Origin of the sequence: Flavobacterium humi, from assembly GCF_004745595.1 — a bacterium.
GTDB lineage: Bacteria > Bacteroidota > Bacteroidia > Flavobacteriales > Flavobacteriaceae > Flavobacterium > Flavobacterium humi.
Map to the genome: position 1 here is coordinate 392,066 of NZ_SRLH01000002.1, position 18,765 is coordinate 410,830.

At 40.1% G+C, this 18,765-nt stretch carries 21 protein-coding genes; 2 read left to right on the forward strand and 19 right to left on the reverse strand.

The window, feature by feature from the left end:
* Positions 1-197 precede the first annotated feature (197 nt).
* A complete protein-coding gene (locus E4635_RS04630; RefSeq protein WP_135525452.1) occupies positions 198-2,117 on the reverse strand; it encodes a hypothetical protein in 1,920 nt (639 codons plus the stop codon).
* A gap of 689 nt (positions 2,118-2,806) precedes the next feature.
* On the opposite strand from E4635_RS04630, the gene E4635_RS04635 reads away from it, so the two are divergent.
* Both E4635_RS04635 and E4635_RS15875 read left to right on the forward strand, forming a co-directional pair.
* Positions 2,807-4,648, forward strand: a complete 1,842-nt coding sequence (locus E4635_RS04635) for a BamA/TamA family outer membrane protein (RefSeq protein ID WP_135525453.1) — start codon at positions 2,807-2,809, stop codon at positions 4,646-4,648.
* Between the two features lie 453 nt (positions 4,649-5,101).
* Entirely contained in the window at positions 5,102-5,227 is a 126-nt protein-coding gene (locus tag E4635_RS15875) for a hypothetical protein (protein WP_262710629.1), read from the forward strand.
* A 102-nt stretch (positions 5,228-5,329) separates the two neighbouring features.
* Here the strand turns inward: E4635_RS15875 and E4635_RS04640 are convergent, their stop codons facing one another.
* From E4635_RS04640 to E4635_RS04720, 18 genes are all read right to left on the reverse strand, one after another.
* Positions 5,330-5,707 (reverse strand): hypothetical protein, encoded by a 378-nt coding sequence (locus E4635_RS04640; protein WP_135525454.1) that lies wholly within the window; start codon positions 5,705-5,707, stop codon positions 5,330-5,332.
* A gap of 1 nt (position 5,708) precedes the next feature.
* Complete coding sequence (locus E4635_RS04645; RefSeq protein WP_135525455.1) at positions 5,709-6,056, reverse strand: hypothetical protein; 348 nt, start codon at positions 6,054-6,056, stop codon at positions 5,709-5,711.
* A gap of 90 nt (positions 6,057-6,146) precedes the next feature.
* On the reverse strand, positions 6,147-6,380 hold the full coding sequence (locus E4635_RS04650; protein ID WP_135525456.1) for a YtxH domain-containing protein: 234 nt from the start codon (positions 6,378-6,380) through the stop codon (positions 6,147-6,149).
* Positions 6,381-6,400: 20 nt separating this feature from the next.
* Positions 6,401-6,556 carry a lmo0937 family membrane protein gene (locus E4635_RS04655; RefSeq protein ID WP_135525457.1) on the reverse strand — a complete coding sequence of 52 codons (156 nt, stop codon included), beginning with the start codon at positions 6,554-6,556 and terminating at the stop codon, positions 6,401-6,403.
* A 29-nt stretch (positions 6,557-6,585) separates the two neighbouring features.
* Positions 6,586-7,392, reverse strand: coding sequence for a porin family protein (locus E4635_RS04660; protein ID WP_246020681.1), 807 nt, complete (start codon positions 7,390-7,392; stop codon positions 6,586-6,588).
* Between the two features lie 207 nt (positions 7,393-7,599).
* Positions 7,600-7,986, reverse strand: coding sequence for a hypothetical protein (locus tag E4635_RS04665; RefSeq protein ID WP_211518730.1), 387 nt, complete (start codon positions 7,984-7,986; stop codon positions 7,600-7,602).
* Positions 7,987-7,994: 8 nt separating this feature from the next.
* Positions 7,995-8,213 carry a hypothetical protein gene (locus E4635_RS04670; protein WP_135525458.1) on the reverse strand — a complete coding sequence of 73 codons (219 nt, stop codon included), beginning with the start codon at positions 8,211-8,213 and terminating at the stop codon, positions 7,995-7,997.
* Positions 8,214-8,497: 284 nt separating this feature from the next.
* Positions 8,498-8,917 (reverse strand): hypothetical protein, encoded by a 420-nt coding sequence (locus E4635_RS04675; protein WP_246020682.1) that lies wholly within the window; start codon positions 8,915-8,917, stop codon positions 8,498-8,500.
* Between the two features lie 23 nt (positions 8,918-8,940).
* Positions 8,941-9,687 carry an MlaD family protein gene (locus tag E4635_RS04680; RefSeq protein WP_135525459.1) on the reverse strand — a complete coding sequence of 249 codons (747 nt, stop codon included), beginning with the start codon at positions 9,685-9,687 and terminating at the stop codon, positions 8,941-8,943.
* 17 nt (positions 9,688-9,704) lie between these two features.
* Positions 9,705-10,442 carry an ABC transporter ATP-binding protein gene (locus tag E4635_RS04685; protein ID WP_135525460.1) on the reverse strand — a complete coding sequence of 246 codons (738 nt, stop codon included), beginning with the start codon at positions 10,440-10,442 and terminating at the stop codon, positions 9,705-9,707.
* 7 nt (positions 10,443-10,449) lie between these two features.
* On the reverse strand, positions 10,450-11,208 hold the full coding sequence (locus E4635_RS04690; protein WP_135525461.1) for an MlaE family ABC transporter permease: 759 nt from the start codon (positions 11,206-11,208) through the stop codon (positions 10,450-10,452).
* 37 nt (positions 11,209-11,245) lie between these two features.
* A complete protein-coding gene (locus E4635_RS04695) occupies positions 11,246-11,719 on the reverse strand; it encodes a Dps family protein (protein WP_135525462.1) in 474 nt (157 codons plus the stop codon).
* A gap of 93 nt (positions 11,720-11,812) precedes the next feature.
* Positions 11,813-12,319 carry a response regulator gene (locus E4635_RS04700; RefSeq protein WP_135525463.1) on the reverse strand — a complete coding sequence of 169 codons (507 nt, stop codon included), beginning with the start codon at positions 12,317-12,319 and terminating at the stop codon, positions 11,813-11,815.
* Positions 12,303-12,458 (reverse strand): hypothetical protein, encoded by a 156-nt coding sequence (locus E4635_RS15705; RefSeq protein ID WP_169630200.1) that lies wholly within the window; start codon positions 12,456-12,458, stop codon positions 12,303-12,305. The genes E4635_RS04700 and E4635_RS15705 overlap by 17 nt, the downstream gene beginning before the upstream one ends.
* A 12-nt stretch (positions 12,459-12,470) precedes the next feature.
* The gene (locus E4635_RS04705; protein WP_135525464.1) at positions 12,471-14,846 is read right to left on the reverse strand and encodes a glycosyltransferase; all 2,376 of its coding nucleotides are present in this window, start codon (positions 14,844-14,846) and stop codon (positions 12,471-12,473) included.
* Positions 14,836-15,873, reverse strand: coding sequence for a glycoside hydrolase family 130 protein (locus E4635_RS04710; protein ID WP_135525465.1), 1,038 nt, complete (start codon positions 15,871-15,873; stop codon positions 14,836-14,838). The genes E4635_RS04705 and E4635_RS04710 overlap by 11 nt, the downstream gene beginning before the upstream one ends.
* A 152-nt stretch (positions 15,874-16,025) precedes the next feature.
* On the reverse strand, positions 16,026-17,480 hold the full coding sequence (locus tag E4635_RS04715) for an OmpA family protein (RefSeq protein WP_135525466.1): 1,455 nt from the start codon (positions 17,478-17,480) through the stop codon (positions 16,026-16,028).
* A gap of 120 nt (positions 17,481-17,600) precedes the next feature.
* On the reverse strand, positions 17,601-18,701 hold the full coding sequence (locus E4635_RS04720; protein WP_169630201.1) for an AI-2E family transporter: 1,101 nt from the start codon (positions 18,699-18,701) through the stop codon (positions 17,601-17,603).
* Positions 18,702-18,765: the final 64 nt, after the last annotated feature.

The window sequence follows — 18,765 nt, forward strand, 5'->3', positions numbered from 1 at the left end:
TCACTTTTTTAGAAACACAAACTCAATTACTAAAAAACAATTATTTATCGAGTAAAATTTCACAAATGCTGGAAAGTCCTGACGAGAAACAAACCAGCACTAAGATTACCGTAAGGATCAATGAAGCTTATGCGTTGATTATGAGTCATAGAAAAGCGTCCAGTCCTCATTTTAGTTTTTCATAGGAAATTATTAGGTTACTTCTTTCTTGTGGGTTTCGGGCCACCCTTCTGAAAGTAGTTGTCAATGTCTTCTGAAGTCTTATTTAGTTTGTAGGTGCTTACTTTTTTTAGGGCTTTTTTATCTACCAATTCGTCATTATCTAAGAAATAACCGAGAAAATCAATCTCATCATCTACGTTAATATGAGGATTATTATAGAGTGGTAGGCGTTTTTCCAAGTACTCGATAAAATCATTTTCATTCTCGATAATTTCAGAAAATATAATTAGGTCAAATAGACTACAAGTCCAAGCAAATTCAACATCTTTCTCTACAACCCCTAGCATTTTGAGTTCATGCATATTTGCAATGTAGCCAGAAAGATGCTCTAACGTGATGGTGATTCTGAACAGTTTTTTGCTTTTGTCTATTTTTACCGAATTTCCTTTACCATCATAAAAATCTGGCGAAGCAGTATCGTAAATATACTTGTACGCACGGTGGCTCTGATATGCACCGTAGCCAACAGTGTCAGCAAGTTGTCCTGTAAGGCTTTTTAATGCTCCGCGTTTCGATGGTGCAGACAAACCGCCGGCTTTCATTTCTATTATGTAGTTGGCATTATCAGATACGAGCAAAAGATCGAGTTCTGTTTCTATTTTATTACCGGCTGCATCTAATTGGCCTGGCTTGTATTTCAGGTTCAAATATGACTTTGAGTCTGGGATAAAGACTCTAAATAAATCAGCAGTCTTATTCTCAAGGTAATTATCTCTCGATTTACTAAACTTATTACCTAAAAAGTTTTGTTCGTAGTAAACTTTATCAGCATCAAGTATTAATTTCTCTGCAATTGAAAATAGATTTCTTGTCAAAAGATTGAAGGCAAATAAGTAGTACGCACCGTTAAATAACATTACAGGCTTCAAATTTGACAGACTATCATTTAGTGGTAAGCCTGGGAATTTAGGATTCAAAAATTCTGAATTATCACCAAATTCAATCGCTAGTGCTTCAATTACTTTTTGATGCACTGGTTTTCTCGCACGAACTTTATAAAGTTCCATAAATTCAGAGATATCATCAATTCTACGCCCACCACTTTCGCCTGCGTCATCAGCCATATCAGGATTATCTTTTAGAAAATCTAGCAAGGGTTGTCGATCATCCGCCCGGAAAGAATGTATGCCTTTCGTTTTCTGCCATTGTTCAAACCTCTCAAAAGACTTCCAATGTGGCATTCCGTTTGGTAATACCGTTCTACAATAAAATGAATCTTCAAATTGAATTATCGCTTCGAGCAAATCGCTCGCGGTAAATCCGTAATGTTTTTGGAACATCGCATCATGACCGGAGAATAATTCTTCAAAGGTTTGGTAAATATGTTGCATATATCCGTCACCACGCATATACAATGATTCCAAAATGGTTTTAAATCTCAAATGACTTTCCAATTCAGAATACTTAGCATCCACAAACTCAGTCATCACGTACTGATTGTACAATTGTCTTGTCGCGAAAAGTAAATCAATTAGCTCATTGAGGATTTCAGATGTCACACTTTTTGTTCCATTTCCAGTTATTGCTGTGGCAAAACTCAATCCGTATTCAATCATTAACTCGGAAGCGCCGTCATCCTCAGGGCTGTCGTGCTTTTCAAATAAATTGTACCCAAGCCCACCGAGCAATTGAAAATTATCGTATTCAGAAAAAATTTCGACGATTTGGACAATTGAATCATTAACCGATTGTAGTATCTGAGGTCGGTGTTTTTTGATTTCATCAAGAAGTTGTTGCTGTTGTTCTGGAGTTCTATTTGTTCGTATAAAAACATTTTTACCTTGCCTATACACTTTAGTCCCGCTAGCACTGAACTCTTCGTAATTTGAATTGCTTTTTCCTTTTTGTTGTGGCTTTTTCTTTTTCTTTCCTTTTCTACCTCGGCTTAACGGCATAACAATTTGTTTTTATCTTGAACAACAATTAAATATTTTTGAAATTTTAAAAGGCTCTTTTACTTTCTTCTGATAAATAGCATACTATATAAGGATAAACAACTAGATGACACTTTAAGAAAATAAATAGCAGATATAGTAATACTTGAATCTTGAGGACAAGAAAATTCAGGTTCTTTAGTATATAAAGCTGTTACAAATATGTAAAAGAAAACTAATATACCTGAACATACACTTTGTTTTTTATTTATTGTATTTCATCTTGATTACTATCGTTATTTTTGAGCATTGGCGATAGGAACAAATAAACACAATGCGTATTTAGTTTATAACCAACGCTTAGTATTACAAAAATACAAATTAAATCCTTTGCTATTAATTTGTATTACGCCAAATCCTGCCTTCCAGAGCCAAACCCTGCCACCCCGACAACCAAGTTGTCAATTCATAAAAAGCCTGTAAATTTCACATTTACAGGCTTTTATTTTTTATGGTTATCAACAGTTCTTCTGCCATCATTAAAAAACAGCCTTCCTCCTTAAAAAAACTGCAATATCATTGTTTGTAAAACGTTATCAGTAGTATAGTGCCGGTGTATCTCTTTTAGGATTTCCCCGATACGTTTCATAATTTACATATTTACTGGTGAATACCTCTTTTTAGTTGTATTTTTGATATTAAAACCTGCAATGCCTTCTATTTTTAAATTCCTGTTATTTATCTTGATAATTTGCAGTTATCCAGTTTCCCATGCCCAAATCAAACCCAAAGCCAAAGATACACTCAAGGTGTACCGGTCTATCGAGAAGTATTCCAAGAAAAGGGGCTTTACCAAGTTCCTGCACCGGTTGGTCTTCAAGCCGGTAGAAAAACAACGGATGAAAAAGAATTCCTTCCAAAAAACAAAACGGCAGGTCTATGACGGCCTGGAAGGGAAAATTATCCGGCAGATACAAATTACCACGCTGGATCCTTTTGGGTATTCCGAAATAGATACGACAGTTAAACCGAAACGTTTCATCTACAAAACCGGTAATTCGTTGCATACCAAAACCAAAGCGCTGGCTATTAAAAACCTTTTGCTGATAAAACGCAACACGCCCCTGGATTCTATGCTGGTAAAGGAATCGGAAAGGTTAATTCGAAGCCAGCGGTATATAAGAGGTGTCCGCATCACGGCGCAACTGGCTTCCAAAAACTCGGATTCGGTAGATGTGTCCATCCGTGTCCTGGATAGCTGGAGCCTGCTTCCTGATTTTTCGGCTTCAAGCTCGAAATCTACTTTTTACCTCACTGATAGGAACTTTGCCGGAACAGGCCATGAATTTGCCAATTCGTATACCAAAAGCCTAAAAAGCAGCCAGGAAGGGTACAAAACCAGCTATACCGTCCCGAATATCATGAATACCTTTATCAAATCTACGGTGAGTTATACTATTGACCTGGACGGGAATTTTACCAAACTCGTCAATATCGAAAGGCCGTTCTTTTCCACTTACACCAGATGGGCTGCCGGTGTTTACCTGGACCAGCAGTTTAACCATAGTAAAGTGCTTGATGCCAACCAGGTGCTGCAGGACCAGAGTTTCAAGTCCAATTCGCAGGATTACTGGGGCGGGCATTCGTTTAAGGTTTTTGAAGGGAATACCGAAGAAAACCGCGCCACGAACCTTATTACCAGCCTTCGGTATTACCATAAGAATTATATCGAAAAACCCGTGGAGCTCCAGGACAGTTTAGGGCTTTATACGAGCGAGAGCCTTTACCTGCTGGGAATAGGGCTGTCCTCTCGGCAGTATACGCAGGATAAGTATATCTTCAATTTTAATATTGTAGAAGATGTCGCTTCGGGGGTTTTGTATAATATTACGACCGGTTACCAGAAAAAAAACAACGATTACAGGTTTTACCTGGGCGGGCGGTTTGCACTGGGTAAATATTTTGATTTTGGTTACCTGAGCACCAACATAGAATACGGGACTTATTTTGACCATTCCAAAACAGTACAGAATACTTTTAACATCAGCACCGTTTATTTTACCAATTTGTATGAAAACGGGACCGGTCGCTGGAAATTCAGGCAGTTTATAAAACCGGAACTCATCATTGGCCACAACAGGCTGAACAGCAATACCGACAGGCTTACTTTTAATGGTGATGCGGGAATCAGGGGTTTTAGCAGCCAAACGCTTTTCGGGACCAAAAAATTGCTGGTCACTTTCCAGACGCAGGGGTATTCGCCCTGGAAGCTTTTGGGTTTCAGGCTAAATCCGTTCCTGAATTTTTCTTTGGGGATGCTGGGGCAGGAAAATGTTGATTTTAAAAACAGTGAAGTCTATTCGCAGATTGGTTTGGGCGTGATTTTGAGCAATGACTTCCTAGTGTTCCATAATTTCCAGTTCTCTTTTTCGTATTATCCGAGGATTCCGGTGGATGCCGGTTCGACCTTTAAGACCAATTCTATCAAATCGTATGACTTGGGGCTGCAGGAATTTGATTTATCAAAACCGTATATTGTGCCGTATCAGTAGGTAGCTTTCAGTTGCAGTCGCAGTTTTCAGTCGCAGTTGCAGTTTTCAGTCTCAGGAGTCTAACAGTTTTTTAGGGTTACTTGTAGTTAGTATGAGTTTGATGGCGGAGATTGCTGCTTCGTCGGAATGACGAGATTGCATAACGTTTGTTATTCCGACGAAGGAGGGCACGAGCGAAGCGAACTGACGAAGTAAATCTCCGCAAACTTATTTCTTGGTTTTATTTTCTTTATTCTTTTCTGTTAAAAATGGCTGGCGTGGAAAGATTGAGGAGGTTCCTCCTTCGTCGGAATGACAAGAGAGCATAGTAGCTGCGGCTTTAGAGTACAATAGGCATTTACATCACGAAATATTCAATTACATCGGTGAAATGAACAATTACATCAATGCAATAGACAGTTACATCACGAAAAATGCTCTTACATCAGCAAAATAAGCATTTACATCAGTGAAATGAACAATTACATCAACGAAATATTCAATTACATCAGTGAAATAAGCAATTACATCAGTGCAATAGACAATTACATCATGAAAAACAGATTACATCAGCAGAATTCATTTCTTCTTTCCGGATAACTTGGAAAGATTGCGGAGATTCCTCCTTCGTCGGAATGACAAGATTGTGGAAATGAGTGTATTCTCTCTTTTTTCTTGTCTCTTTTCTCTTGCCTCTTCTAATCAATAATCTTTCTCCGGTGGTGGTACTACAGGCTGGTGTTCATCTGTTTCTTTGCTGTCCTGTTTTTTGCCGGCGAATTTCTTAAGGACAAAATTCAGGGCGTTGCCGAGTATTTTCTGGATGGGGTTGTTACCGATGTCTGTTATTTTATGCGACAGGTAACCTGTGGTTAGGTTCAGGGCACCCATGAGCAGGTCTTTTTTCATCTCGGAAGAAGACGAGGCTTCGCTCAAGGTGTTTTTTAACAGGTTTAAAGGTTTAAAACTGTTGTAAGTTAAGTGGAATTGCTCTTTGAGTGACTGCAGGTCTTCTGCCTGCTTGTTTTGCAGAAAGATAATTTTGTTCCTTAGCGCTTCTTTTTTGTCGGTTGTTTTCATGTCAGTCTTCTTTTAAGGTACAGCCAATGATGAAATTGCTTACCGGTTTTTTGATGAAATGTTTTCTGAAAACATAAAGCAGCAGGGCCAAAACCAGGTAACCGGCGGCTATGGCAAAAAAACCGTAATATTCTTTGCCTAATAATTCTCCTGCCCATAAGGCAAGGCCGATGGTGGCCATGAGGAAAAACATGAGGATAATTAGGGTAATGACCAATCTGGCGGCCAGTTTTGAGAAAATATCTGCAGATTTGTCTACTACGCTGTATTTATAGAGCTCGAAGGTTGTTTTAGCGTAGGTTTCTGCTTTTTCGGCCAGTTTTTCTATTGTTGACGCATTACTTTCCATAATTTGAGTTTAAAAATGTTGCACTGAAAATGTTGAAAAAAGCCTGTGTGATATTTTTGACGATATCCTACAGGCTTTCCTTCTAAGAGCCTAAACTTCTTTTTTTGCCAATTCTTTAGCGTCACCCAAAAGGCTGTCGTATTTGTTGGTGACTTCCTGTTTGATGTCGTTGATTTTTCCTTTTAAGTTATCGGCGTAGCCCATTCCTTGGTCTACCAGTTTTTTTCTGGTATTTACTCCTTTATCAGGGGCAAATAAAATTCCTAAAACAGTTCCGACGGCGACTCCGCCCAATACTCCTAATAATACTTTGCTTGTTTCCATGATTATTGATTTTTAAAGATTTATATTGCTTTTTTTCCTTGTATGATTCTCAATATTACCGCAATGACCGCGATAACAAGCAGAATGTGGATCAAATTACCTGCACTGTAGGCGAAAAAACCTATCGCCCAAAATATCACCAGGATTAGTGCTATTGTATAAAGTAAATTACTCATAATAGTGATGTTAGTGTTATACTATTTAGTTAAAAAGAGAAGGCCGCATATACGTTGATGGCACTGTTTTTTCCATCAGGAAAGGTGTATGTGGTTCCTCCGAAATCCCTGTCCTTACCAACAGTGGTAAGACCATAATTGTAGCGGGCACCAACGCTGAAGGAGTCGAAATCAAATCCTAGCCCGGCTGACAGCCCGAAATCGAACTTGTTGAAGTCATCGTTATCCAATTCTTCTTCGGAGTCGAAAAAATTAGCGTCAGAATCATTTGTGGCTTTACCGTCAATTAAATACGCGAAATAAGGCCCGGCGTGTACGTTAAGGTTGTCTGTAAGGTTAACGACCAGTAAAACCGGTGCTTCTATATAGTTCAGCCTGAATTTTGCCGTTCCTTCCGCAAAGGCGTTGTTATAGGTAAGTTCCGATCCTTTTGTAGTGTAGAGAAGCTCGGGCTGCAAAGCGATGTTATCGTTGAATTGCATTTTGGCGAATACCCCTACGTGGAATCCTGTGAGCACATTTTCGTCATCAACATCATCTGTGTACATGTTGGAGAAATTGACACCTCCCTTAACCCCGAAACGGACCTGGCATTGTTCAGGATTTGGTTCCTGGGCCATGGCGGTTTGCGTAAAACCTATCATTAAAGAAAATAATACTACTGCAACGGTATTTTTGATTGTGGACCCGTTTAGCATCTCCGGCACCTTGTCGAAAAGCTGTAGCAGTGATTTTAGACCGAAACCGGTAAAATCCGAGAAAAGTGATTTTGGCTTTCTTTCCAGGCCTGGCTGATTTGTTTTTTCAGCAGACCATGCTTTTTTTAATTTTTCCATACTATTTAAATTTAATGGGACATTTGTTATACTGTAAAGTTGCTTATTATTGGAATGGATTGTGTTACAAAACTTTACCCAATATTTATATCATTCACACGTAAAAACCTGCGGCTTCCGGGCATAAAAAAAGGCAGGGTTTTTACGCCCTGCCTCCGATTGCAATAAAGGTTAAAAATGAATGGTAAAGTAACTTTTGAATCTCTTTTAATTGTCTGAAAAATAATCACGGACGAAGGCCAGTTTCTGATTAGGGGTCATTTGAGCCGCCTGGCGTACTTCAATTTTTATGGTATCGAAGCGGTTGTCCTTTTTGAGTATGTTGAACAATTCCAGTTTGGCATTGGTTGGCCCAAATAGAAGGACCTCATCGTTGGCCATGATAATTTCAGATAATTTTTTATAATATTCCTTTTGCAGCTGCTGTTCTTTATGGTGCATGTGTTTTTCACTATGGCTTGGGGTACTTTCTTTTTCAAAAGGAGTAAATTCCGATTCGATGGTTTGGATCTGAAAAGGCTCCAGGACAAATTCTATGATGTATGCGATGGAATTGTCCATCCAGAGGCCTATTTTTTTGACTATTTTCATCATAATTGTATTTAATGTAGGCTTAAATGATTGTTTTCGGCGTATTTGTCGAGCATTTCATTTAAAGAATCGTAATATTCCTGTAAAATCTTGACCGTAATTTCCGGTTTGGTATTATCCGGTAAGGTAACCTGCATTTCTTTGAGGTATTTTGTCAGTTCCGGATAATTTTTCTTGATGCTCATGGTAAGCTCCAGAATATCGCTATTGAGTTCTTTTTCAGTTTTCATGACATTGTTATTTAAGTTTTACGATGGCAGCGGCTGGTTTGCTTTTTAAATAGAGATTGTCTTCAAGCGATAGTAACCCGGACACTTTAAGCAGTCGCCAAACTGTATTGGTATGATGTTGTCAATACATACAGCTACGCGAATTTTTAGCCTCTCCGGTATGATCACGTAAGACAATCTCTTTTAAAACAATTATAAGAACGAAGTACAGAAACAAAGTTGGGGAATAAGGCATATAAAAGTGTTATATAACTTTGCTTCTGTACTATAGAATTCCCATCTTTTTAATCATGGTGTTTTTTTCCTTTGTGTTTTTTCTCTCCTCTTACACCAATGGTAGCCTGGTGCCCATTACGGTAACCTTTGTAATATTTTACCTTATGGTCTTTGAAATAGGTATACGGAGCCGGGCCGTGGTAATCGTTGAGCACAACTTTATAGCCTCCGTACAAATCATAACCCCTGTACCTTCTTGGCAAGTAGGCACTACGTACCCATCTTCCGCCGGAAAAATAAATAAATTGGGTTTGGTGCACATCATAATACATTTCTAAATCCGGTAAATAATAATATTCCACTTCAGTATATCCTGCCGGTCCCCAAGCTGGGGGCGTTCCAAGGTTTACATTTACCGAAACCTGGGCTATTGCCTGATTAACAAATAAAAAGAATAGCCCTACTATCATTAATTTCAACGTTTTCATGATCTTACATTTTAAATTAATACTCATTTTGCTTTTTCATCAGTCAAAGCTTCCTGTTTTTTTTCTTCAGCCTTTTTGGTTTCTTTTTGTTTTTTCTCTTCCGCTTTTTTCTTTTTGTTGAAATAACCACGCAAAAGGAAATTATGTTTTGCCGCCTCCATGTTTTCATTTAATCCTTTGGAGGCTTTCTGGATGTTCTTCATCGTTGTATCGATACGGTTGGCAAAAGCCTTATCGTCCATTAATTTAGACAATGCGCCGTCCTTGCTGTTCATTTTGTAACTGAACTGGGCCAGCTGTTCGGTAATGACACTAGCATTGTCTACGGTAATTTTGATGCTTCTCATCAGGTCGTCCATTTCGACGGCCGTAACAGATTGTATGGAAGCATTGTCTTTTACTATGGTTTGGGAATCTGTTCCAGGTGATATGGTCAGTACTTTGTCGCCCATTAATCCATCGGAACCAATGCTGGCCATGGCATCTGTTTTGATATATTGCTGTACTTCTTTTTTTACCGATAATTTGACTACCACAGCAGTATCGGAAACAAATTCGATTTCTTTCACCGTTCCTACATTGATACCTGAAAAACGCACATTACTACCAATTTTAAGGCCGCTCACATTTTTAAAATGCGATTGCAGCTGGAAAGTGGGCACGAATAAATTCTTGTTGACACCAATGAAGTAGACGGTAACGGCAAACAAAACAACTCCTATAACGACAAACATTCCCAATTTCCATATATATCCTGCATTTTTGTTCATGGCTTGCTTTTTTTAGTTTAAATGAAAAAAGAACGCACCCATTCATCCTTGCTTTTTTCTAATTCTTCGTAACTTCCTTCGGCACTGATCTTTCCGTCCTTTAGGACCATGATCTTATTTCCTGCTAATTTTGCAGAAGCCATATCGTGGGTGATCATGATGGATGCCGTTTTGCGTTTTTGTTGTGTAGACAGCATCAATTCTGTAATTTCCCGCGAGGTAATGGTGTCCAACCCTGAAGTTGGCTCATCATACAGCAGGATTTCCGGTTTTATAATAAGTGCCCTGGCCAACCCGATGCGTTTCCTCATCCCGCCGGAGAGTTCGGAAGGCATTTTATCAATCGCCTCTTCCAACCCCACACTTTCCAAGGCTTCCATGATCATATTTTGCACTTCTTCGGGAGCAAGGCCCCGGTTATGGTGCTTGAGCGTAAAAGCCAGGTTCTGCCTTACGGACATCGAATCATAAAGTGCCCCGTTCTGGAATAAAAAACCAATCCTGGACCTGATTTCATTGAGTTCCGAATGGCTGGCATGGGTAATATCGGTTCCAAAAACCTTTATTTCGCCTTCATCGGCGGTAAGCAATCCCACCAGGCATTTTATCGTGACCGATTTTCCCGAACCGGACTTTCCGATGATGATCAGGTCTTCCCCTTCCATCAGAGTGATATTGATCCCTTTGAGCACCTCATTGTCCCCAAACGATTTGGATACGTTCTTGATCTCTATTACCGGTGTTGTGGCTGCCATATTTCTTTCAGAATAAAAAATCAGTGATCTGAACGGCCAGCATATCTAAAATAAACACTGAAAGCGAGGCCGTAACTACCGCAGAATTAGCTGCCTTGCCGACACTTTCCGTTCCTCTTTCGGCATTAAAACCTTTATAACAGCCGATCAGCCCTATAAAAAACCCGAAAAAGAACGTTTTTATCGTAGCAGGCAGAAGATCCATAAATTCCAGGTGCTCAAATACATTGGTAAAATACCGGAGCAGCGAAATATCACCGCGGATATTATACCCTATATATCCTCCTAAAACACCTATGAAATCTGCATAAATCACTAAAATAGGGATCATAAAAGTCGTGGCCAGGATCCGTGTTGTCACTAAATATTTAAACGGATTAATGGCTGAAACTTCCATGGCATCTATCTGTTCGGTTACTTTCATCGATCCCAGCTCCGCCCCTATCCCGGAAGCAATTTTCCCGGCGCAGATAAGTGCGGTAATGACCGGTGCGATTTCCCTGACCAACGAAAGCGAAACCATGCTGGGCAACCAGGATTCGGCTCCAAACTTTGCCATGGTAGGCCTGGATTGTACGGTAAGCACCAAACCCATGATAAATCCTGTTATGGTAACCAAAGACAATGATTTATAACCAATGGCGTAAGACTGCCTGAAAAATTCATTAAAATGAAAAGGCAATACGGCGATTTCTTTAAAGAATCGTGCCATAAACAAGGTTACGTTACCTACATCGGTAAATATATTTTTCAGGTATAGTATCAACGTCTTATTTTTTTTAGGTTATGTGGCCTATTGCCAATTAACTCAAGTATCTTCTGAGTACCCAAGCCATCGTTTCGTGCTGTTGCAGGATTTTGGTAAGTAAGTCTGCAGTCCCGGCGTCATGGGCTTCATCAGCGCAGGTATCGATATCCTTTCGCAATTCCGCAATTAGTGTTTCATGGTCCTTCAAAAGCAATTCTTTCATCTGTTTTTGAGAAGGATACACTTTAGGAGCTTCTTTTAACCGGGTCTGTTCGAGGAATTCGGTCATGGTCCCGATGGTTTTGCTTCCTAATTTGTTGATTCTTTCCGCAATTTCATCAATAACCAATTCCAATTCCGAATACTGTCCTTCGAATAATTTATGAAGCTCCATAAAACTTTCCCCGGCCACATTCCAATGAAATTTCCTAAGTTTGGTATACAGTGTCACTTCATCTGCCAAAACCACAGATAACAGCGTTGTGCTTTTCTTTAAATCTGTTTCCGAAATTCCGATTTTTGGTATCATAGTTTCTAAATTTAAAATTTGTTTTTGGAAGTATAAAATTGGGCATTCCAGCCCTAAAAAGTGTTATAAAATTACCTTATTGCGTTGCATTATTTACATCTCGGAAGGCAGGAGCAGCATTCCTAGATACACGATAATGCCAACTAGTACGAAGTAAGTCAGGAAAATGGCCAGGATTTTATTGATCCCGAACCTTTCCGTAAGGATCTTTACCGGATAATTGACAATCCTGCGGATGAGCGAATAAAGCATCAGGGTTGACCTCCCGCCCTTCACCACATAATGATCTGCTCCTTTGCGGAAGGCGTCTATGGCTGTGCCGATGTCTTCGTCCGAGGAAAGGATGATCACTTCGGTTTTAGGGTTTATTTTTTTTATTTCCTTTAGAAGTATCTCTGCTTTTTCGCCTTTTAAATCATAATCAAGTACTACAATGGCTGTATCCTTGTCGATTTTTTCCAGGGCATTGCTCCCATCGGTAAAAACGGAAACGTCCAGGGAACTTCCAAATCTTTTCCCTAAATAACCGACAAGCCTTGCGGATTGTGCAGGGTTATCTTCCACGATAAATAATTTCTGTGCGTTATAAAGCGTCGTCATCTCCAAATTCGTTTAGTTTCTTTTTTAAGCCTTGTTTGGATGCAACCGATTTGGTTTCGGATCCCGAGCTTGAGGTATTGGGTTTCTTTTTAGGGCTGGCTTTCTTAGAAGCCGCCGTTTTGGTTCTAGCAGGTGCCATAGTAATGTTTTTTTATAGTGTTATCAATTGATTTTTGGTTTGGTTTTTGGAATGGCCTGCGGTCGCCTTTTGGGGCATTTCCTTGTTTTGCCTGGCTTTTTCAATGGCCAGCCTGGCAATCAGGTAACTCACGGTCGATTCAGCGCCCTGGTTGAGATTGATGTAATTTTCCTCTACACCGTCATAACATCCTCCGGTACAAGGGTTGTACACAATTTTGTTCAGATGGTTTTTTCCCAGGAACCAGCTAAAGGCGATTTCCAGTTTATCCAGGTAATTATCTTCTTTAAAAACATCGCTAAACCTGCTCAGGGCCAAAATTGTATACGCCACGTCAATGGGCTGCTCACCGCCTATTTTTTCGGTAGTGATCTCATCACCATTGTGCAGCCATCCTTTATTGGAAATGACTTTTATGTGGCTGTTCCTGAATATTTTTGACAGTAGGAAATCGAACGATGCTTTAGCAATTTGTAAATATTTTTCATCGTCGATTGCCATCCAGGCACACAATAAAGCTTCAGACAAAATGCTGTTGGCATACGTCATATAACCTTCAAACCACTGCCATTGCTGGCTAGATTCATGTTTGTACATCTGCACCAACCTGTCGGCAAGATGCTTTAGTATCAATGTATTCTCCACAGAACTGTTTTGCCTGTTGCTGTAATAAATCCCTTTTATGATAAAAGCCATGGCGCGGGGCGAATGGATCTTGTTGACATTCGACAAGGTTTTGCTCATCATCTTTTGCGCTTTTGCCACTAATTTTTCGGGAAGGATATCCGATAAGGAAATCAAATACCCTAATGCCCAAATGGCTCTACCATTGGCATCCGCCAAATTGGTTTGGTTGTTTTGCCCTGTGAATTTCTTGCTTTCGTCTACATAATTCATAAAATAACCTTCAGGCTGCAGGCAATGTTTTATAAAATTGAAATACAGCAAGATATACTCCAGGTCCGATTCGTCCCTGGTGAGTTCGTAATGCTGGCACATGGCCACCAAAGCCCTGGCATTGTCATCTAACGTATAACCCGAGGCAATATCCGGCTGGTTGATGACCGAAAACTGGATCATCCCGAAAGATGTGGTCAGTTTTTTGAAATGGTTCAGGTTGATTTCAGGGATTTTAAACTCCAGGGCAATATTTTCATTGATTTTTTCAAATAACAAAGCATGGGATATCGCTGAATTTTCCCAGGCATTAGGCGCCATGATATGCAATCCGTTGGAAGAGATTTCTTTCCTCAATTGCTCATCATCGAGCAAGGCGATGACTTTTTCTGCCAATTGCTGCGAATCGCCAAAATCGATAATAAAACCGGTATCTTCTTTCAGGACTTCTTTGGCATGCGGTATGGGCGTGGAAATAATCGGGCAGCCACAGCTTATCGCGTAAGAGAAAGTCCCGCTTACGGCCTGGTTGGGATCTTTGGCAGTAAATAAATATACATCGGTCAATTGCAGGTATTCCAGTAAATCCTGCAAAGGCAAATAGGCATTGACAAACCGGACATGGTCCTGGAGCTGCAGTTCTTTCACTTTTGCTTCTAATGCCTCGCGGTATTTTTCGCCTTCATTTTTAACTACCGAAGGATGTGTTTTCCCGATAATCAGGAATAGGGCATCCGGATGTTTTTTGATGATCGTCTGTAACGCTTCCACGGAAGTTTCAATGCTTTTCCCGGAACTTAACAATCCGAAGGTAGACAATACTTTCCGTCCTGCTACCTGGTATTTTTCTTTTAAAATATTTTTGTCGGTATGTTCCACCAAATGCGTTCCGTGGGGAATTACCGAAATTTTCTCTTTTGGGGTTTTGTAGTCCTGGATCAACAACTGCGATGCGGAATGGGTCATGACAATAACCGCTTCGGCAATGAAAATTATTTTTTGGACCATTTGTTTGAGAGAATCGCCAGGCTGCGGCAAAACAGTGTGGAACACAACCACAATCGGTTTTTTGACAGTGCTCATCAGCGTCATCAGGTCTTCTTCGTTAGATTTAAACAAACCGAATTCATGCTGGATCAGCACGATTTTGATATTGGGGTCTTCGTTGATCTTTTTAGCGAGTTTTACGTATGATTTGGGGTTGTCCGTTTCTAAAATATATTGGATTTCCGCCCCGTAGGTATGCTTTCCGTTTTCCAGGGCAGCCCTTTTTATGGAGAATGATTTTTGAAACTTGTTTTCCAATGCTTTAATCAAATCCTGCGAATAGGTCGCGATACCACATTCCCTTGGAGGGAAAGAAGAAATGAACAGGACTTCCGCCGGCTTCTCTTCTTTTTTAGCCACAGGAATCCCTTGGGGGAAATTGATTTTATTTTGTTCTTTATCGAATGTTACGCGTGTTTTTTGGGTAAGGGTTTTATTTTTCATCACTAGTAAGTATTAATTCGTTTAACAATTCTGATAAGCTAACAGTGGCACAGGCTATTTGCCTGTCGGCGGCGCCGTAATAAATGTAAATCGTGTCTCCGATGACAACTGTACCGGTCGGGAAGCAAACATTGTTGACCTCTCCTTTTAACTCCCATTCCTGATCCGGTTTAAACAAAGGATACGGCAATCTGGCAATCTCCCTGGAAGGGTCTTCCAGGTCTAGCAAAGCCACACAGGCACAATATACATATCCGTTGATGCTGTCATGGACGCCGTGGTATATGATAAGCCAGCCTTTATCGGTTTCTATCGGAGGGCATCCGCCACCCAGGTAACTTGCCTCATGCTTGTGTTTAGGTGCCAGGACGATATGCTTTTCAAAATCAAGGAAATAATTCTGCCAAAATTCAGTAGTCAGGTCTTCCAGGCGTTCGACGGCGGCAATTTGCATGTCAGGTTTTATGCGGTGCAGGAAATACAATTTTTTATTTATCCTTCTCGGGAAAAAAATAACATTCTTATCCCAAACCATCATCTTTTTACCTTTGAGTTCCTTGATTCGTTCGTGTTCGTTGTACCGTCTGTATTTTATATTCAGGTTTCCTTTATAGCTGATCAAACGGTTAAACTCGTCGTACATGATTTGGGGAACCATCAAACCGTGTTTTTCCCAAACCAGCAAATCTTTTGAGGTAGCCAGGGCTCCTAAAGCATTTACACCGTCATAGGCTGTATAGGTCATGTAAAACAAGTCGTCTATTTTTACAATCCGGGGATCTTCAATCCCGTGGCTTTCAAATTCAAATTGAGGGAAAAGCACCGGTATCCCCAGCCTTTCTTTTACTTCAAGCACCGATTGGAGCTTGCAATATCCGATACTCGAATAATTGTTTTTGGCAACGGCCCTGTAAAAAATATGGATAAAGTCACCGTACTGGATCACGGCAGGATTCAAGACACCATCTACTTCAAATCCTAAAGATGTTTTCTGCAGGATAATACCTTCCTTTTTAGCTGCTATCATAATCTTCTTTTTTTAAATGAGCGCATCATAAAGTTCGTCTTATACCCTTGAAAACTATTTATATAACTTTTATTTAAAATTATATTATTCACAGATTCCAAAAAAAGGGCTGTTGAATCCAACAGCCCTTAACCAAAAAAACAAAACAAATATTAATATGTGGTTTTCAATTCAACCCTTCTGTTTTTAGCTCTTCCCAACGCTGTTTTGTTAGTAGCGACCGGTTTGCTTTCGCCAAGCCCCAATCCTGTTAATCGGGATTCAGAAATGCCTTTGCCTATTAAATAATTCTTAACGGACTCGGTACGTTTTTGGGATAAAGCCTTATTGAATTCGTCTGATCCATTGCTGTCGGTATGGCCTTCAATAATCAGGTTAGCACCTTCATAACGGTTCAATATTTTCGATAATTCATCCAATTGGTCTAAAGAAGCGACTTTTAATTTGTCACTGTTATTTTCGAAGAAAATCTTACTACCGATGTAGGTGATTTTCTTGGCATCTTCTTTTGTAATTTCCGGGCAGCCTTTATTGGCTATATTGCCTTTTACTTTAGGGCAGCGGTCATCAATATCTGGTACACCGTCACCGTCATTGTCAGGACAGCCTTTTAAACTTACCGGGCCAGCTGCATCAGGGCAACGGTCATCGTCGTTAAGGACGCCGTCTTTGTCACTGTCTAAAGGACATCCTGTGGCATCTACCTTGTTTCCGCTTTTGGTATTAGGGCATTTGTCATCTATATCGGCTACACCATCCCTATCGGCATCAGGGCAGCCTTTCAGGGCGGAAGAACCGGCAAGGTCAGGGCAACGGTCGGTTGCATCAGATATGCCGTCGTTATCGCGGTCAGGACAGCCGTTCAGGTTTTTAGATCCGGCTACATCCGGGCATCCATCCATATAATCGGCAATGCCGTCATTATCCTTATCAAGCGGGCAACCGTTTTTATCGACAGCTGCTCCGGCAGGCGTATCAGGACATTTATCCTTTTGATCGGAAACACCATCGTTATCGGTATCTTTCGTATCCCCGAAATTAAATGTCAATCCGGCCGTATGGAAAAGAAAATCATCATCTTTGCCGGCGAGCGCACCGTCTCTTGCATCATTATTGGTAAAAAGGAATGTTTCCTGCAGGTTAAACATGATAGAAGGAGTCAGCCTGAAATTGATCCCACCACCCGCAGTAGGCAAAGCGGAATCTATTTTTTCTTTATGGAAATTAAGTTGGTTGTCAAAAAGAATGGCTCCTATACCACCAAAGGCGTAAGGTCTGACAATGGCTTCCGGGCCTGTAAAATTAAATCGTAAATTTAAGGAAGCAGAACTAAAATCGCTTTTGAAACCAGTTGTCCCGTCGTTGTAACCTAACGTCCCTCTGGTAAAAAAGGCATTAATGTCAAAGTGCCTCCCCAAATACCGGGAAACCGACAAACCTCCGAAACCATACATTGTATTATCTGTTTTATAGAAATCATGGCCAAGATCACCATGATATTGAACCACACCTCCATGAAGGCCTATATTCCATTTTTTATCTTCCGTTTGTGCCCTAACGGTTAATGCAGATGCCAAGCATATACATAAGCAGAGAAATTTTTCCATTATGTTTAGTATTTAAGTTATGAGTCAAAGTTCAAGAACATCATAAGAACATGTGTTACAAAACTTTTCCAATAATTTGCATTATTCACATACTGATTTCAAGCACTTTACCTGTTGGTTTTATTCTTTTTTGGTACCAAACAAGCGAATTCTTATTTTTTCGATAAAAGGGATGCCCGATTGTTGGCTTTCGATTTCCCCTACCAAAAAACCATACGGTTTGAGCATTTCAATATGGTCGCAAATGATTTTGAATATTGCGGTAACGGGAATGGCCAGGATGATACCCGGTATTCCCCAAAGTAGTTCTCCCAATACCAGTGCAATGATGGTAAATAAGGAATTGATCCTTACCTGAGGGCCTAATATCAAAGGTTCCAATAGCCAGCCTTGTATGAATTGCACAGTTCCGTACACTACGGCAATACCAACCAAAACAGAAAATTCGGCTCCATGCATAGCCGTTACCAGAAGCGTAAGAGTCGTTCCGGTAATATTACCTACAAATGGTATAATCTCGAGTAGGCCGCAGAGTATGGCAAAGAAAATAGCATTTTCTACCCCTAGAACACTAAAACCGATGCCATACATGACCCATAAACAAACAATCATTTTAGAAAGCCCCACAAGATATTGCTGGGAAACTTTGGAAGCGCTGTACATAATTTTCCCCATTTCCTTCCGTTGGGACATTTTGACCAGCTTAAGCAGGAAATCCTTAATGTGGGCACGGTAGTACAGCAACAAGACAAAATAAACGATGACCAAAATAAAATTGGTAAACAGATAAGCGATCGATCCGGCTACCATTTGCATGATAGTCGTGTAAGACGGCTGTTCTTTTTTGATGATTTTTAATTGCTCCTCGACCGAAATGCCCAAGTGATCGAAGATGTAATCCTGGGCCTGGGCGCTAACTTCCATGCTTCTTTGTTTGATCAGGGCAAAATCATCGATCAGGTCAGAAATTTTCCAGGAAAGAAGTGTCACAAAACCAGCTATGATCAGGGATAATGTAAATAAACACAAAAAAGCCGCCAAGCCTTTTGAAAGGTTCTTTCTTTCCATCCAATTGCAGAAAGGCAAAAAAAGCGTAGCTAAAATACCTCCGATGCACAACGGCATCAAAAAACCTTTTGAATAATACAATCCTGCAAATACAAGGATAACGAGCAGTATTTTTTTAATGACTGACGATATGGTAAGTGTAGTTGTCATCATTCCATTTTTGATTATCAGATGGCTTCTAAAGCGAAAAACCATCTGTAAAATTGGATGTATTTCC

Bases quoted from the DNA above. Each gene is read 5' to 3' on its own strand.
- E4635_RS04630 (WP_135525452.1), bottom strand. From the start codon at position 2,117: ATGCCGTTAAGCCGAGGTAGAAAAGGAAAGAAAAAGAAAAAGCCACAA.
- E4635_RS04635 (WP_135525453.1), top strand. From the start codon at position 2,807: ATGCCTTCTATTTTTAAATTCCTGTTATTTATCTTGATAATTTGCAGT.
- E4635_RS15875 (WP_262710629.1), top strand. From the start codon at position 5,102: ATGAACAATTACATCAACGAAATATTCAATTACATCAGTGAAATAAGC.
- E4635_RS04640 (WP_135525454.1), bottom strand. From the start codon at position 5,707: ATGAAAACAACCGACAAAAAAGAAGCGCTAAGGAACAAAATTATCTTT.
- E4635_RS04645 (WP_135525455.1), bottom strand. From the start codon at position 6,056: ATGGAAAGTAATGCGTCAACAATAGAAAAACTGGCCGAAAAAGCAGAA.
- E4635_RS04650 (WP_135525456.1), bottom strand. From the start codon at position 6,380: ATGGAAACAAGCAAAGTATTATTAGGAGTATTGGGCGGAGTCGCCGTC.
- E4635_RS04655 (WP_135525457.1), bottom strand. From the start codon at position 6,556: ATGAGTAATTTACTTTATACAATAGCACTAATCCTGGTGATATTTTGG.
- E4635_RS04660 (WP_246020681.1), bottom strand. From the start codon at position 7,392: ATGGAAAAATTAAAAAAAGCATGGTCTGCTGAAAAAACAAATCAGCCA.
- E4635_RS04665 (WP_211518730.1), bottom strand. From the start codon at position 7,986: ATGATGAAAATAGTCAAAAAAATAGGCCTCTGGATGGACAATTCCATC.
- E4635_RS04670 (WP_135525458.1), bottom strand. From the start codon at position 8,213: ATGAAAACTGAAAAAGAACTCAATAGCGATATTCTGGAGCTTACCATG.
- E4635_RS04675 (WP_246020682.1), bottom strand. From the start codon at position 8,917: ATGAAAACGTTGAAATTAATGATAGTAGGGCTATTCTTTTTATTTGTT.
- E4635_RS04680 (WP_135525459.1), bottom strand. From the start codon at position 9,687: ATGAACAAAAATGCAGGATATATATGGAAATTGGGAATGTTTGTCGTT.
- E4635_RS04685 (WP_135525460.1), bottom strand. From the start codon at position 10,442: ATGGCAGCCACAACACCGGTAATAGAGATCAAGAACGTATCCAAATCG.
- E4635_RS04695 (WP_135525462.1), bottom strand. From the start codon at position 11,719: ATGATACCAAAAATCGGAATTTCGGAAACAGATTTAAAGAAAAGCACA.
- E4635_RS04700 (WP_135525463.1), bottom strand. From the start codon at position 12,319: ATGACGACGCTTTATAACGCACAGAAATTATTTATCGTGGAAGATAAC.
- E4635_RS15705 (WP_169630200.1), bottom strand. From the start codon at position 12,458: ATGGCACCTGCTAGAACCAAAACGGCGGCTTCTAAGAAAGCCAGCCCT.
- E4635_RS04705 (WP_135525464.1), bottom strand. From the start codon at position 14,846: ATGAAAAATAAAACCCTTACCCAAAAAACACGCGTAACATTCGATAAA.
- E4635_RS04710 (WP_135525465.1), bottom strand. From the start codon at position 15,873: ATGATAGCAGCTAAAAAGGAAGGTATTATCCTGCAGAAAACATCTTTA.
- E4635_RS04715 (WP_135525466.1), bottom strand. From the start codon at position 17,480: ATGGAAAAATTTCTCTGCTTATGTATATGCTTGGCATCTGCATTAACC.
- E4635_RS04720 (WP_169630201.1), bottom strand. From the start codon at position 18,701: ATGATGACAACTACACTTACCATATCGTCAGTCATTAAAAAAATACTG.